The sequence below is a fragment of the Streptomyces narbonensis genome (assembly GCF_014649015.1).
Taxonomy (GTDB): domain Bacteria; phylum Actinomycetota; class Actinomycetes; order Streptomycetales; family Streptomycetaceae; genus Streptomyces; species Streptomyces narbonensis.
The window spans coordinates 381,727-396,097 of record NZ_BMSF01000006.1; the positions used below are offsets into that span (position 1 = coordinate 381,727).

11 protein-coding genes are annotated in these 14,371 nt (G+C 71.8%); 4 read left to right on the forward strand and 7 right to left on the reverse strand.

Features of this window, described 5'->3' with window-relative positions; genetic code table 11:
• Positions 1–89: 89 nt before the first annotated feature.
• From IE124_RS14415 to IE124_RS14430, 4 genes are all read right to left on the reverse strand, one after another.
• A complete protein-coding gene (locus tag IE124_RS14415) occupies positions 90–1,901 on the reverse strand; it encodes an LCP family protein (protein WP_229832449.1) in 1,812 nt (603 codons plus the stop codon).
• 50 nt (positions 1,902–1,951) lie between these two features.
• The gene (locus IE124_RS14420; RefSeq protein ID WP_189508104.1) at positions 1,952–3,703 is read right to left on the reverse strand and encodes an LCP family protein; all 1,752 of its coding nucleotides are present in this window, start codon (positions 3,701–3,703) and stop codon (positions 1,952–1,954) included.
• 254 nt (positions 3,704–3,957) lie between these two features.
• Entirely contained in the window at positions 3,958–5,190 is a 1,233-nt protein-coding gene (locus tag IE124_RS14425) for an LCP family protein (protein ID WP_189508105.1), read from the reverse strand.
• Between the two features lie 296 nt (positions 5,191–5,486).
• A complete protein-coding gene (locus tag IE124_RS14430) occupies positions 5,487–6,239 on the reverse strand; it encodes a TIGR03089 family protein (protein WP_189508106.1) in 753 nt (250 codons plus the stop codon).
• Between the two features lie 136 nt (positions 6,240–6,375).
• On the opposite strand from IE124_RS14430, the gene IE124_RS14435 reads away from it, so the two are divergent.
• From IE124_RS14435 to IE124_RS14445, 3 genes are all read left to right on the forward strand, one after another.
• Positions 6,376–7,764: a peptidoglycan recognition protein family protein gene (locus IE124_RS14435; RefSeq protein ID WP_189508107.1), complete on the forward strand. Its 1,389-nt coding sequence runs from the start codon at positions 6,376–6,378 to the stop codon at positions 7,762–7,764.
• A 104-nt stretch (positions 7,765–7,868) separates the two neighbouring features.
• Entirely contained in the window at positions 7,869–8,951 is a 1,083-nt protein-coding gene (manB, locus tag IE124_RS14440) for a mannose-1-phosphate guanylyltransferase (protein ID WP_189508108.1), read from the forward strand.
• 519 nt (positions 8,952–9,470) lie between these two features.
• Positions 9,471–10,451 carry a DNA-3-methyladenine glycosylase family protein gene (locus tag IE124_RS14445; protein ID WP_189508109.1) on the forward strand — a complete coding sequence of 327 codons (981 nt, stop codon included), beginning with the start codon at positions 9,471–9,473 and terminating at the stop codon, positions 10,449–10,451.
• Between the two features lie 22 nt (positions 10,452–10,473).
• Here the strand turns inward: IE124_RS14445 and IE124_RS14450 are convergent, their stop codons facing one another.
• The 3 genes from IE124_RS14450 to IE124_RS14460 form a co-directional block, all read right to left on the reverse strand.
• Positions 10,474–11,805, reverse strand: a complete 1,332-nt coding sequence (locus tag IE124_RS14450; RefSeq protein WP_370468765.1) for a coenzyme F420-0:L-glutamate ligase — start codon at positions 11,803–11,805, stop codon at positions 10,474–10,476.
• A 95-nt stretch (positions 11,806–11,900) separates the two neighbouring features.
• Positions 11,901–12,863 carry a 2-phospho-L-lactate transferase gene (gene cofD / locus IE124_RS14455; RefSeq protein WP_189508111.1) on the reverse strand — a complete coding sequence of 321 codons (963 nt, stop codon included), beginning with the start codon at positions 12,861–12,863 and terminating at the stop codon, positions 11,901–11,903.
• Positions 12,864–12,876: 13 nt separating this feature from the next.
• On the reverse strand, positions 12,877–13,386 hold the full coding sequence (locus tag IE124_RS14460; RefSeq protein ID WP_189508112.1) for a cysteine dioxygenase: 510 nt from the start codon (positions 13,384–13,386) through the stop codon (positions 12,877–12,879).
• 700 nt (positions 13,387–14,086) lie between these two features.
• On the opposite strand from IE124_RS14460, the gene IE124_RS14465 reads away from it, so the two are divergent.
• On the forward strand, positions 14,087–14,350 hold the full coding sequence (locus tag IE124_RS14465) for a WhiB family transcriptional regulator (RefSeq protein ID WP_015033978.1): 264 nt from the start codon (positions 14,087–14,089) through the stop codon (positions 14,348–14,350).
• Positions 14,351–14,371 lie beyond the last annotated feature (21 nt).

Here is a 14,371-nt window from a genome sequence, read left to right on the forward strand (position 1 = left end):
CGCCGCGCTCACCGCGACCACAGCACGGACACCGACGGCCGGGCCCCCGGAAGGGGACCCGGCCGTCGGTCATGCGCGACTCACGGTGTTCAGCTCTTCCCGTCCCACCGGTAGACCGAGTAGATGTCCATGCACGTCTCCTTGTCGTCGGCACCGTCCGGCAGGTCGCCGGCCACCGCCGTCGGCTTCTTGTACGTGGTGCCCTCGCGCCAGTCCGCGCCGACGACCAGGGTGATGCCCTTCGCCTCGGCGTCGGTCCGTACGGCCGAGGCGGGCAGCCCGAGCGCCTTCGTCACGGAGAGCGCGTTCGCCTTGCCCTGCTCGCCGTCCGCCTTGGGGTAGGTGACGACGGTGTCCTTGCGGCTGCCACCGTCCCGGGAGGCCTCGGCCTGGGTGAAGCCCTTGCCCTGGAGCGCCTCGGCCATGTGACGCGCCCGGCCCTGGACGGCGGGCTCACCGCCGCCGTCGGTGCCGTTGACGACGGTCACGGCGAAGGAGCCGGGGGCCTCGGCGGGCGTCGTGGGCTTGGGGGAGGCGGTGGCCTTCGGCTTCGCCTTCGCGCCGGACTTGTCACCGTTCTTGTCGAGGGCGACGTCGTCCCGGAGCATCGACCACATCTTGTCGGCGGCGGAGGGCCGCAGCTGGAGCCACGCGTCGGGGTTCGGCGCGTACGGGTCGGTCGGAACCGTCGCCGTCGTCAGACGGTCGATCTTCACGTTCTTCAGCTGCATCGACAGGTCGAAGAGCTTCTTCACCGTGTCGAGGTCCTCCGAGACCTTGAGGGACTTGGTGGCGGTCTCGGCCAGGCCCATCAGCCGCCCCGTGTCGGTCCAGGCGTTCTGCTCCTGGAGCTTCTTCATCATCCCGTTCATGTACATGTGCTGGGCCTTGGCACGGTTCTGGTCGCTGCCGAAGGCGTGCCGGGTACGCAGCCACTGGAGCGCCTGCTCGCCCTTGACCTCGGTGGTGCCCTCCGGCAGCTTCAGCCCGGAGCCGCCCTTCACCCGGGCGGTCGACCTGTCGTGCACACCGGTCTTGACGCAGACGGGGACGCCGCCGACCTCGTCGGCCATGTCCACCACACCGGCGAAGTCGACCATCAGCCAGTGGTCGATGTAGACCCCGGTGAGGCTCTCCCAGGTGGTGAGGGTGCAGCCGGGACCGCCGCGCTGGAGCGACTCGTTGATGGGCCGGTTGTCGGTGGCGGCGTACGGCGTGCCGTTCTCGTCCTTGCACTCCGGGATGCGGACGACCGTGTCGCGCGGGATGGAGATGAGCGAGGCGTTCTCGCGGTCCGCCGAGACGTGGAGCAGCATCTGCACGTCGGCGAGCGGCTTGCGGTCCTTGTCGTTCCGGCCGCCGCCGAGGGCGATGTTCTTCTCGTCCTCGCGGCTGTCGGAGCCTATGAGGAGGATGTTGAGCGGAGTGTCGCCGAGCGCGTTCGGCGCGGCCTTCTTCGCGCCGCTGTTGCCGCCGGCGCGGTCACCGCTGCGGATGTTGCCGTTGAGGTGCTCGTAGTACAGGTATCCGGCGCCGGCCGTGCCGAGTATCAGCACGGCGAGGGTGATCGCCGCCCAGCGCAGCACCTTGTGCTTGCCGGCCTTCTTGGCCCGGCGGCGCGAGCCGCCGCGGCGGTGGCTCGTCCGCGCGTCGCCACCGGTCTCCGCCCCTCCGCCGGCGGTACCGCTGCGACGCCGCTCGGCCCGGGTCGACGCCGGAGCGGACGTACCGCCGGATCCGGCGCCGTCGGCCCCTGTTCCGGCCCCTGTCCCGGCCCCTGCCCCGGCCACGCCCCCGGCGCCGGTCGCCTCACCGGCCCCGTGGAGCTCGTCGTCCCAGCCCAGTTCACGGGCGCGCGGAACGCGTCCCCGCGTTCCCTCCCCACGCACGTTCTGTCCCACCCCAGGTCCCCTCGTGATTCAGCCGCGCGCCGAGGCCTGGTGTTTCCAGGTCATTCGGCGCACACCTTCTTGTCGGCTTCTACCTTGTCGACGTCCGGCGCCTTCGTCGGACCCTTGACGGGCGCCCCCGCGCCCTTGAAGTCGGCACCGAGGACGAGCGTCATGGGCTCGCGTTCCCCGGCGTCCTGCGTGCCCGGCTTGAGAGCCGTGGCGGGCAGACCCATCATGTCCGCGAGCTTGCGGGCCTGATCGGCCTGGTTCGGTGCGTAGGTGAGCGTGGTCTTCGCCGCCTTCTCGGGGGCGTTGCTCTTGTTGCTGGAGCGGCTCACACCCATGTCGTTCTGCAGCCACACGATCGTGGACTGCGCGGCTCCGGTGATGCCGCTGCCGTTGAAGACGTCGACGCGCACGTCCGCGGCCTGGGCGCGCGGGCCCTGGAGGAGCTTCGCCTGGGCCTGCGCCTTGGCGTTCTTGGCGTCCTTCTCCTTCTTCTTCACCTCGGTGAAGGAGACGTCGTTCTGGATCATTTCGAACACCTGCGGGGCCTTGGTCTGGTCGAGGACCACGGTCGCCCGCTTGTTCGGCGGCTCGTCGGGGTTGTCGACGACCGGCACGGTCATGAAGCTGATGTTCTTGAGGTCGACCTTGCCGATCTCCTTGGCGAGGCTGGTCAGCTTCAGGGCACTTCCTATGCCCTTGTCCACCGTCAGCGCGTCGGTCGCCGCGTTCGCGACGTCGAGCAGCTGCGACGGGCTGTCCAGCGTGTCCTCCTTCAGCTGGCGCATCATCGACGCGAGGAACTGCTGCTGCATCTTGATGCGGTCCAGGTCGCTCTCGTTGCCGAGGCCGTGGCGGTTGCGGAGGAACGCGAGCGCGTCCTCGCCCTGGATCCGGTGCTCGCCCTCGTCGAGGTTGAGCTTGGAGTACTTGGTGTCGCGGATGGGCTTGTTCAGGCAGACCTTCACGCCGCCGACGGCGGTCGACAGCGTCTTGACCGCGTTGAAGTCGACCATCATGAAGTGGTTGATGCCGATGCCGCTCATCTCGGTGATGGTGCGCATCGTGCAGCCGGGGTCGCGGCCGTTGACGCCGAACGACTCGTTGAACTTGGTCGTCCCGACCGAGCCGGGGATGACCTTGGTGGAGCCGTCGGGCTGCTTCGTGGGGCAGTCCGGGATCTTGATCTTGAGGTCGCGGGGGATGCTCACGGCCGTCGCGTTGGTGCGGTCCTCGGCGACGTGGATGAGGAACGTCGTGTCGGCGTGGCCGGTGACGTTGGTCTTGTTCCCGTAGCTCTCGTTGCCCTCACCGGTACGGACGTCGTTGCCGATGACGAGGATGTTGAGCGGCCCGTCCATGCCCGGCGTCTCCACCGCGGCGCTGCCGACGTCGACGGCGTCGATGTTGCCGTCGAGCTTCTTGTAGAGCATGTACGCGCCGGTGGCGCCGCCCACGAGGACGAAGGCCATGGTGCCGCCGGTCCACAGGAGGACCTTCTTCTTGCGGGACGCACCCTGCTTGGGCTTGCGGCGGCTGGCCGGCGGCTGACCGCCGCCACCCTGCTCGGAGACGCGGCGGCGGCGCTGACCGGGGACGGGAGCCTCGGTGGCCGTGCCGGCACCTCGGCCTGCGGGGGCCGCGTCGGCCTCGGTGACCGTGCTCGATCTCCGGGGTCGGGACGGTGCCTGCGGCTGCCCAGCGGAGTGGTCCAGTCGCAGTTCGTAGTTGCCGGTCTGTGGGTTGAGTACCCACTGGTCGGCGGGGTCGATCTCGTCCGCCCGTCCACGGCTGTGCGCGTCCACGGTTACTCGAGTCCTCCGTCGGTGCCACGCGAGGCGCCTCCCCCGGCGCCGCATTCTCGGTCGTTCGATCCTTGGTGAGTGCGACGACCACACGGTCGGGGTGCACCGGATCGCGTCACACTATCCGCCCAGTTCAACGTGGGGCGACGTCAGTGACAAATTCCACGCCCCTTACAACCGGGCAATTTGCTCAAACCTCATCCGACCCTGCCCTCCCCTTGGGGCGTCCTTTACCCATCGCCTCCGTGGTGTTCCTAAGAGCACACGCCCTCCGCCGCGTTCCGGCCGGTGAAGGTCGGAGTCGCGGAGGGCGCCGTGGCGTCCGCGTCGTCGGGCTTCCCGTCACCGCCCGTCCCGCCGCCTGTCGCGCGACCCGTCCCGCCGCTCCCGTCCTTCTCCTCCTCGGAGTGCGGAGTGACGAGGACGGGCTTGTCCTCCCTTAGCTGGCGGAAGAGTTGACTCGCCGCCGGCTGCACCAGTTCGTCCCGATTCGCGTCATATGTGTAAGGGCGGCGAGGCACCGTGAGGAACTGCACCTTCTCCGCCGGGACGGCCCGCATCGCGCGCGCCAGGTCGTACAGGTCCCGCAGCGAGTCGAGCCCCGGGTCGGTCGTGATCGCCTTCGTGGCCGCGTCCAGCACCGGGTAGAGCTTGGTCGGGTTCAGCAGCACCCCGTCGCTCTGCACCTTGTTGACGAGCGCGCCGAGGAACTGCTGCTGCCGGTCCATGCGTTCCGTGTCGCTGCCGTTGCCGATGGACTTCCTGGCCCGTACGAAGCCGAGGGCCTGCTCGCCGTGGAGCGTCTGGCGCCCCGCGGGCAGCTTCAGCTTGGCGTCGGCGTCGTCGACGGGCTCCTTGAGGCAGACCTCCACCCCGTCCACGGCGTCGACCATCTTCTTGAAGCCCCGGAAGTCGATCACCATGTGGTTGTCGACGCGGATCCCGGTCAGCTTCTCGACGGTACGGATCGTGCACGCCGTACCGCCGAACTCGAAGGCCCAGTTGAACTGCGCGAACTGCTCGCGGGTCCGGGTCCCGTCGGCCTTGGTGCAGCTCGGGATCGTCACCATCAAGTCGCGCGGGACCGACATGGCCGTCGCGCTCGACTTCTCCGCCGAGAGGTGCAGCAGGATCGTCGTGTCGGAGCGCTGGGTGCCCTTGTCCTTGCCGTACTTGCGGTTCCCCTCGCCGGTCCGGGTGTCCGAGCCGATGAGCAGGATGTTCCTGGCGGCGGTGGCGCCCGCCGTCGGCCGCTCCTTCTCGTACTTCCGCAGCTCTTCGGCGGCCGTCGTGTCCGTGGTGATGTTGCCGTCGAGCTTCCGGTAGAACCACCAGCCGACCCCGGCCGCGATCAGCACCACGACCGAGACCCCGAGGGCAGCCCACCGCAGCCAGTGGCGCTTGCGCGGCTCCTCCGGAGCACCGGGCGCCGCGTCTTCCTCCGCCGGGGGATCCGGTTCGGCGGGCGTGCCAGCACGGTCCGTCACGTCAGTCCGTCCTTCGAGGCGTCGGCGGCGCGCCCGGCGGCCACCGGTCATGGAAGGAGACGGCCGAACCCGACGCATGGTTGTGCGGAGGGAGGTGACTCCCTCCGGCCGATCATGTACCGGAGTCGGCGCGCGGACCCGGGGACTCGGCGCGGCACTACGCCGAACGGGGTCCAGCGGATCGAGGGCACCCGGGTCGGTGGGTCCGGACGCCGGGACGGAACGACGGCGTCGGGCCGGGGCGGGTGCCCGTCCTGGCGGGCGACGGGTGGCCGATGCCCACCCGTCGGGAGCCGTCAGAGCGCGGTGTGGGTCACCCGCTCGCTCTCCACCCGCTTCTCCAGGCCCTCGGCGCCCAGGGCGTCCAGGTTCCGGCAGAGCACGACCGAGGCACCGGCCGCGAGGGGCGCGTACAGGCCGGTTGAGAGCCCCTCCCAGCCGTCGTAACCGAGACCGGTGAGCAGCCGGGAGCCGGGGGCGAGGCCGAGGGCCGCCGCGTCCAGGCGGGCCTGGTCGACGAGCTGGGCGCCGCTCCGTTCCGTACCGTCGACGACGAGGGCGGGAGCCTCCGGGTCCACCGGGACGAACGGCGCGAACCGGTCGCCCTGGCTCGGCACCTCGACCGCGTAGTCCGCGTAGCCGGCCGGCGGGGCGGGGAAGCGGCGGCCCAGCGGCGCCAGCGAAAGCGCGATCCGCTCGCCGGAGCAGGCGAGACCCGCCTCCAGCGTCTCCGGCCCCGCGACCACGACATCGGCGTCGGCGGGATCGCCGCCGGCCTCGACGACCACCCCGACCGAGGAGCAGGCGAGCAGCCAGACGGCCGTCTGCCAGTGCGCGGGGAGCAGCAGCGCGAGCCGGTCACCCGGCGCGGCGGACAGCTCGCCCTGGAGGAGGTTCGCCGTCTTGGCCACCCAATTGGCGAAGGTGGCGACGGACAATTCCACGCGCTCACCGGTGGCGTCGTCGTAGAAAGTGACCAAGGGGCGGGCGGGGTCCGCGGCGAGCGCGGATCGCAGCAGGTCGGCGGGGGTGCGGTCGCTGGCGTTCACGCCGGTCAGCGTACGCGGACGGGCGCGCGCGGTCCTCCGTACCGGTGACACCGTCCACCGGTCGGCCCGACGGCCCGTCAATTTCCGTGCGGATTCCCGACGCGCGGAACGCGCCGGGGATACGCACGATCGGCCCATGCGTGCCTCACTCGCCACCTCGATCGCCGTCACCTGCGCGGCGGTGCTCGCCCTGCCGGTCTCCTTCGCCGCAACCGCGGCGGCAACGGCGCCACCGGAGGTCGCCGCGCTGCCGCCGGGACCCGAGCGGCTGCCCGGCTCCACCCAGTCGCTGCCGCTCGAACCCCTGGACGGGGCCGTACGCGGCTTCGGCGCCGGAACCGGCTCCGACCCGGCGGAGCGGGGCCTGGCCCGACGCGACGTCAGACCCTTCTCCCTCCTCGGTGTCGTCTGGGACGACCCGGTGGCCGCGCTGCACGGCACGGTGCAGGTCCGCACCCGGGCCACGGGCGGCGGGGCCTGGTCCCCGTGGCAGGACGTGGAGACCCACAACGACGAACACGGCGCCGACCCGGAGACCGCGGAGGGGGCCGGCCGGGCGCTCAAGGGCTCCACGGCGCCGCTGTGGGTGGGCGACTCGGACGGAGTCGAGATCCGCGTACGGGGCGAGGAACAGCTCCCGGAGGGCCTCCGCCTCGAACTGGTCGACCCGGGCGCGGATCCGGACGACGCCGTCCCCCAGGTCCGCACGGCGGCGGTCCCGTCCGGCCCGACGGCGGCGGAGGCGGCGGCCAGCGCGGTCAACTCGCAGCTGGCGACGTTCGGCGCGTCCTGGATCCCGGCGCTGTCGAAGGAGGCGACGGAAGTGACGTTCCGCCACTTCGCGGAGAGGTTCGTCCCGACACGGCCGGCGGGACCGGCGAAGGTCACCCCCGTCGCGGCAGCACCGGCGAAGCCGTACATCGGCCCCCGCCCCAAGATCATCACGCGCAAGGGCTGGGGAGCGGACGAGAAGCTCCGGGAGAAGGGCTTCGTCTACACGAAGAGCATCAAGGCGGCCTTCGTCCACCACAGCGCGACGGGCAACAACTACACGTGCCGCCAGGCCCCCTCCGTCCTGCGCAGTATCTACCGCTACCACGTCCAGAGCAGTGGATGGCGGGACTTCGGCTACAACTTCGCCATCGACAAGTGCGGGAACATCTACGAAGGCCGGGCGGGGGGAGTGGGCAAGCCCGTCCTCGGCGCGCACACCCTCGGCTTCAACACCAACAGCATGGGCGTCGCCGTCCTCGGCAGCTACGACAAGAGCAATCCGCCGGCCGCCGTACTCACCGCCGTCGCCCGGTTGACGGCCTGGAAGCTGGGGCTGCACGGGGTGAACCCGAACGGCACGACGTATCTGACCTCGGGAGGCGGAAACCTGTACAAGAAGGGCACCAAGGTCAAGCTGCGCACCATCGCCGGGCACCGTGACGGATTCGCCACGGCGTGCCCCGGCGCCCGCCTGTACGGCAAGCTCGGCACGGCCAGGACGACCTCGGCGAAGTACCAGGGGAGGCTCTGATGGGGTCAGCCGGGCAACCATCTGCCTAAACTGACCGGTCACATAGCACGGACGACCGAGACGGGCGGGCGGACCGGCCCCGTACAGGAAGCAGAGACGACAAGGTGACTGAAGCGATCCTCCTGGTCGGTGGCAAGGGCACGAGGCTGCGGCCCCTCACGGTCAACACGCCGAAACCCATGGTCCCGGCGGCAGGCGTCCCCTTCCTGACGCACCAGCTGGCCCGCGCCCGCGCCGCCGGCGTCGAGCACATCGTGCTCGCCACCTCCTATCTGGCCGAGGTCTTCGAGCCGCACTTCGGCGACGGCTCCGACCTCGGCCTGAGCATCGAGTACGTCACGGAGGAGGAGCCGCTCGGCACCGGCGGCGCGATACGCAACGTCGCCTCGCGCCTCCACTCGGGCCCGGACGAGCCGGTCCTGATCTTCAACGGCGACATCCTGACGGGCCTCGACATCCGGGCCCTCGTCGACACCCACGCCTCCTCGGGCGCGGACGTCTCGCTCCACCTGACCCGCGTCGAGGACCCCCGCGCCTTCGGCCTGGTCCCCACGGACGAGACGGGCCGCGTCACGGCCTTCCTGGAGAAGCCCCAGACGCCCGAGGAGATCGTCACCGACCAGATCAACGCCGGCGCGTACGTCTTCCGCCGCTCGGTCATCGACAGGATCCCCGCCGGTCGCCCCGTCTCGGTCGAACGCGAGACCTTCCCGGACCTCCTCTCCTCCGGAGCGCACCTCCAGGGCATGGTCGACTCCACGTACTGGCTGGACCTCGGCACCCCGCAGGCCTTCGTCCGCGGCTCCGCCGACCTGGTCCTCGGCCGCGCCCCCTCACCGGCGGTCCCGGGCCGCTGCGGCGACCGCCTGGTCCTCCCGTCGGCCCGGGTCGCCCCGGACGCCAAGCTGACCGGCGGCACGGTCGTCGGAGCGGACGCGGTGGTCGGCGAGGGCGCGCGCATCGCGGGCTCCACGATCCTGGCCGGCGCGGTCGTCGAACCGGGCGCGGTCATCACCGACTCCCTCGTCGGCGCGGGTGCCCGCATCGGAGCCCGTACGGTCCTCACGGGCGCGGTGATAGGCGACGGCGCCCAGGTGGGCCCGGACAACGAACTCCGGGACGGCATCAGAATCTGGTGCGACACCACCCTCCCCGCCAACGCGGTCCGCTTCTCCTCGGACCAGTAACGCCCCAAGCCGGGCCCCCACCGGGGCCCGGCTTCCGCGCCCCGCGTTTCCGCGCCCCGCGTTTCCGCGCCCCGCGTTTCCGCGCCCCGCGTTTCCGCGCCCCGGGCTTCCGCGCCCCGCGTTTCCGCGCCCCGGGCTTCCGCGCCCCCGGGCCGTCGTCGCCCACGTTGTGGGCATGCGTTCCGCCCAGGGCTGGGGGTCCCCCTCTGGGGGAGGGTGGGCACAACGCCCCCAGGGCGATGCCCGCCCCCTGCTCGTCCACCCCAGGGACCCGCACCGCACCACGCCGAAGCCGCACGCCCCGCGCCCGAGACGGCAACCACGCGGCTCCCGCACGCCCCAGGGCCAAGACGGCACCCCGCCCCCGAGGCCCCGCACGCCCCAGGGCCAAGACGGCACCCCGCCCCCGAGGCCCCGCACGCCCCAGGGCCAAGACGGCACCCCGCCCCGATGCCCCGCACGGGCACCCGCACAAACCGACCCCCAAGCCCCGCACGGGACCCGGCTACGCTCATAACCATGGCCGGCCGCTTCACACCCCCCACCCCCAGCACCCCCAGCACCCCCAGCACCCGCACCACCGTGCGCGGCGGCCACGTCCCCATACCCCTCCCCTCCGACGCCCCCGTGGACCTGGGCCTCACCCTCGGCCCCCTCCGCCGAGGCCCCGCCGACCCCACCTTCCGCGTGACCCCCGACGGCTCGGTCTGGCGGGCCAGCCGCACCCCCGACGGCCCCGGCACCCTCCGCGTGGCCGTCCGGGCCGGCGAGGTCGAAGCCGAGGCCTGGGGCCCGGGCGCGGCTTGGCTCCTGGACCGCCTCCCGGCCCTCCTCGGCGCCGAGGACGACCCGACGGCCTTCGTCCCCCGCCACAAACTCCTCCTGGCGACCCACCGCCGCCGCCCCGGCCTCCGCCTGACCCGCACGGGCCTGGTCCTGGAGTCGCTGATCCCGACGGTCCTGGAGCAGAAGGTCACGGCGACGGAGGCCTACGCCTCCTGGCGGCTGCTCGTACGGAAGTACGGCGAGCCCGCCCCCGGCCCCGCCCCCGACGGCATGTACGCGATGCCCGACGCCCGGACGTGGACCCGGATCCCGTCCTGGGAGTGGCACCGGGCGAACGTCGACGGCAAGCGCTCGGCGACGATCGTCCGCGCGGCGCGGGTCGCGGCCCGCCTGGAGGAGGCCGCGCACATGGCCCCGCCGGCGGCCCGAGCGCGCCTGGAGCTGATCCCCGGCATCGGCCCCTGGACGAGCGCCGAGACGATCCAGCGCAGCAACGGCGCGCCGGACGAGGTCACCACCGGCGACCTCCACCTCCCGGGCATCGTCGGCTGGGCCCTCGCGGGCGACCGCACGACCGACGACGAGGCGATGCTGGCGCTCCTGGCCCCGTACGAGGGCCAGCGCCACCGCGCGGCCCGCCTGGTCCTCCTCAGCGGCCGCGTCCCGCCCCGCAGGGCACCCCGCATGGCGCCGGGCAGGATCACCCACCTCTGACCGGGCGCCCGGGAGCACCGCCTCAGCGCACCTCGACGAACTCCGCCGCGGTCCGCCCCGGCCGCTCCTTCGGCGGACCGGCCGCGTGCCCGATCGCCACCGCGCCCATCGGGTCCCAGCCCTCCGGCAGCCCGAGGACGTCCCGTACGACGTCCCGGCAGAACATCGTCGACGACACCCACGCAGAGCCGAGCCGCTCACCCGCGAGCGCCACCAGGAAGTTCTGCACCCCCGCGCCGGCCGCGACGACGAACATCTCGCGCTCGGCGGCGTCCCGGCGCGGATCGCCGTAGTGGTGGGCGCCGTCCGTCACGAGACAGGGCACGGCCAGATAGGGCGCGTTGCGCAGGACGTCCCCGCGCCGCACCCGCTTGGCCACCGACTCCTCGGACTTCCCGTCCTGCCGCAGGTCCTCGATCCACGCGTCCCGCATCGCGTCGAGCAGCCGCGTCCGCGACTGCTGCGACTCGAGCAGGACGAACCGCCAGGGCGTGGTGTGGTGCGGGGCCGGCGCCGTCACGGCCGCGGCGACCGCACGCCGAACCGCGCCCGGGTCGACGGGCTCGTCGGTGAACTCCCGTACGGTCCGCCGCAGCGTCACCGCCTCCCGTACCGCCTCCGACGTACCGAGCCGGAACATGTCGTCGGCGGCGACGCGCACGAGCGCCCGCGCCCCCGGCTCCTCGTCCCCGGCGACGACGTGCGGCAGACCGCGGACGACGGCGACCGGCAGCCCCTCGGCCTTGCCCTTCACCAGGTCGCCCGCGGCGGCGAGTTCGTCGGCGGTGGCGACCACGGTCGCGCTCAGCGGATTGCCGTACGCGTCGGTCCCGCCGCGCAGGTCGTCGAGGACCCGCACCCCCGCCGCGCCGATCGCGACGTCGGTGAGGCCGCTGCGCCAGGGGCGCCCGAAGGTGTCCGTGACGACGACCCCGACGTCGACGCCGAGTGCCTCCCGCAGCCCCGAACGGATCTGCCGCGCCGAGGCGTCGGGGTCCTCCGGCAGCAACAGCACGGTCCCGGAAGGGGTGTTGGAGGCATCGACCCCGGCGGCGGCCATGACGAGGCCCTGCCGGTTCTCGACGATCCGCAGGGTGCCGCGCCGCGCCACCACGCGTACCGTCTCGGCGTCTATGGCCTCTTCGCGGTCGTCGGCGGCGACGATCCGGCCCTCGGCCTTGCTCACGATCTTGGAGGTGACGAGGAGGACGTCGCCGTCGACGAGGCCGGGAGAGACGGAAGCGATCAGCTTGGCCAGATCGTCCCCGGCGGCCACCTCGGGCAGCCCGCCCAAGGCCCAGACCCGGTACGAAGGAGCCTCGGAAGCCACCGCCTCCGCGGCCGCCTTCCCCAGGGCCGCCGCCTCGGGCGCCGCCCCGGCCGGAGACGTCCCGGCCGGAGACGCCCCGGCCGGAGACGTCACCGCCGAAGACGTCGCCCCCGGAGACGTCACCGCAGCTCCTCGGCCAGCGCCAGCGCCTCGCGCGCCATCGCGGCCGTCGCCTCCACGTCCGTCATCATCAGCGGCACCGCCCGGCAGCGGATGCCCGCCGCCTCGACGTCCGCCACCGCGCCGGCGTCCACGGTGTCGACCAGCCAGCCGCCGACGAGTTCGGAGCCGTAGTGCAGCGCGACCGCCTTCGCCGTGGACTCCACGCCCACCGCCGCGAGCACCTTGTCGGCCATGCCCCGCACGGGCGCGTCGCCGACGATGGGGGAGAGGCCCACGACCGGCGTCCCGGAGGCCGCGGCCGCGACGATCGCGTCGCGGATCCCGGGCACGGCCAGGATCGTCCCGACGCTCACCACGGGGTTGGACGGCGGGAAGAGGACGACGTCCGCCTCGGCGATCGCGTCGAGGACGCCCGGCGCCGGCTTCGACGCCTCCGCGCCGACCGGCACGACGGCCTTCGCGTCCACGGAGGCGCGCAGCTTCACCCAGTACTCCTGGAAGTGCACGGCCTTCTGCTCGCCGTCGACCTCGATCGCGACGTGCGTCTCGACGCGGTCGTCGGACATCGGGAGCAGTCGCACGCCCGGCTGCCAGCGGGCGCACAGCGCCTCGGTGACGGCGCTCAGCGGGAAGCCCGCGCCGAGCATCTGCGTGCGGACGATGTGGGTCGCGAAGTCCCGGTCGCCGAGGCCGAACCACTCGGGTCCGACGCCGTACGCCGCGAGCTCCTCCTTGACCGTGAAGGACTCGTCGAGGCGGCCCCAGCCCTGTTCCTCGTTGATGCCACCGCCGAGGGTGTACATCACCGTGTCCAGGTCGGGGCAGACCTTCAGCCCGAAGAGATGGATGTCGTCACCGGTGTTGCCGACGACCGTGATCTCCGCGTCCGGCGCGGCCTGCTTGAGGCCGCGAAGGAAGCGGGCACCACCGATGCCACCGGCCAGAACCACAATGCGCATGGACAGCAGTCTGTCAGGCGACGACGGCCTCGGGCGCGGCCGGGGCGCACTGGGCCTGCAGCGACTCGTGCATCGGCATCTCGGTGAGGCCGGGGAAGTAGACGTGCAGGCTGACGGCCGGTTCGAGGGAGTCGTTGACGACCTCGTGGACGTACCCCGGCGCGAAGACGCGCTGCGCGCCGCCGCCGAGCGTCCGCGCGCCCCTGTCCGTGCGCTCCGTCAACTCGCCCTCCAGGACGGTCAGGACGCCGGAGGAGATGCCGTGGTCGTGGAGCCCGCTGCCCTGGCCCGGCACCCAGGAGAGGAGCCACACCTCGTAGCCGGGGCCGGTGCGGAGGCGGTGGTACCAGCGGGTCGTGGCGTCGTACTCGACGTACGGGGCCCACTGGGAGCGGTCGTCGGCGATGGAGCGCGCGAGCCCGGCGAACTCGGCCACCGTGACGGGGTGGGCGCGCTCGGGCTGGAGGAGGTGCGGGACCTCGAGGATGTCGCCGGCGATCTGAAGGTCGCTGTCCATGTTCATGGGTGGGGAGGTTCCTCAGCAGAAACAGAAGCGGTGGGGGTCACGAAGAGGGGGTGACACAAGTGACGCGAAGGTGACGCTGGGTGACGCTGGGGGAAGAAGCTGGAGCTCTACGGCATCAACAGCTGGAACAACAACAGCAACAGTCGACCTGGACAGCGCGGCGGAACCCACGGGCGTGGGTCGCGGCGGTCGCAGTGGTCGCTGGCATGCCACCAAAGGTGGCGGGAAGGGGGCCGGACTGTCAACCCAATGCCCGATTTGGCGGTAATGTTTCACCTCATCCGGTTACAGTGCCCGGAGAAAGGTTTGTTCAGGTGCGGACCAGGAGAGATGGCGCTTCAACCGTGCCCGTAAACATGGCGGCGCCTTGCGGCGAGCCCCGGCTCGTCCGTCACTCTCCGTGATCGAAATGTGATCCGGATCGCTTCCATGGCTGGATCGCAACAAGATCCAAGTCTCGGACGTCCTTCCTTGTGAAGGGTCTGCTCGGTACGGCCAGGCCGACGGCATGTGTCACGTTTTTTGGTGATTTGAACACTTTCCGCATAGGCTTGGTTCCGCAGAGTGAATACGAGGCCCAATAGCAGATCTCGGCTTGACTCGCACAGAGCACAAACTTGTAATTTCACTCGTGTCGTTCGGCCGGGTTCGGCAACGGCCACATCACGGGGACGTACAGAACAGACGAGGGGCGCACATGACCGAGTTGTTCCAGGAACTGCTGGTCGAGGACGCGGACGAGGAACTCGGCTGGCAGGAGCGCGCGCTGTGCGCCCAGACCGATCCCGAGTCCTTCTTCCCCGAGAAGGGCGGCTCGACCCGCGAGGCCAAGAAGGTCTGCCTCGCCTGTGAAGTCCGCTCCGAGTGCCTCGAATACGCCCTGCAGAACGACGAGCGGTTCGGCATCTGGGGCGGCCTCTCCGAGCGCGAGCGCCGCCGCCTGAAGAAGGCCGCGGTCTGAGCCGCACCGGCACCACCGGGA

Coding starts and splice junctions, on each gene's coding strand:
- IE124_RS14460 (WP_189508112.1), bottom strand. CDS start 13,386: ATGAACATGGACAGCGACCTTCAGATCGCCGGCGACATCCTCGAGGTC.
- IE124_RS14465 (WP_015033978.1), top strand. CDS start 14,087: ATGACCGAGTTGTTCCAGGAACTGCTGGTCGAGGACGCGGACGAGGAA.
- IE124_RS14435 (WP_189508107.1), top strand. CDS start 6,376: ATGCGTGCCTCACTCGCCACCTCGATCGCCGTCACCTGCGCGGCGGTG.
- IE124_RS14445 (WP_189508109.1), top strand. CDS start 9,471: ATGGCCGGCCGCTTCACACCCCCCACCCCCAGCACCCCCAGCACCCCC.
- cofD (WP_189508111.1), bottom strand. CDS start 12,863: ATGCGCATTGTGGTTCTGGCCGGTGGCATCGGTGGTGCCCGCTTCCTT.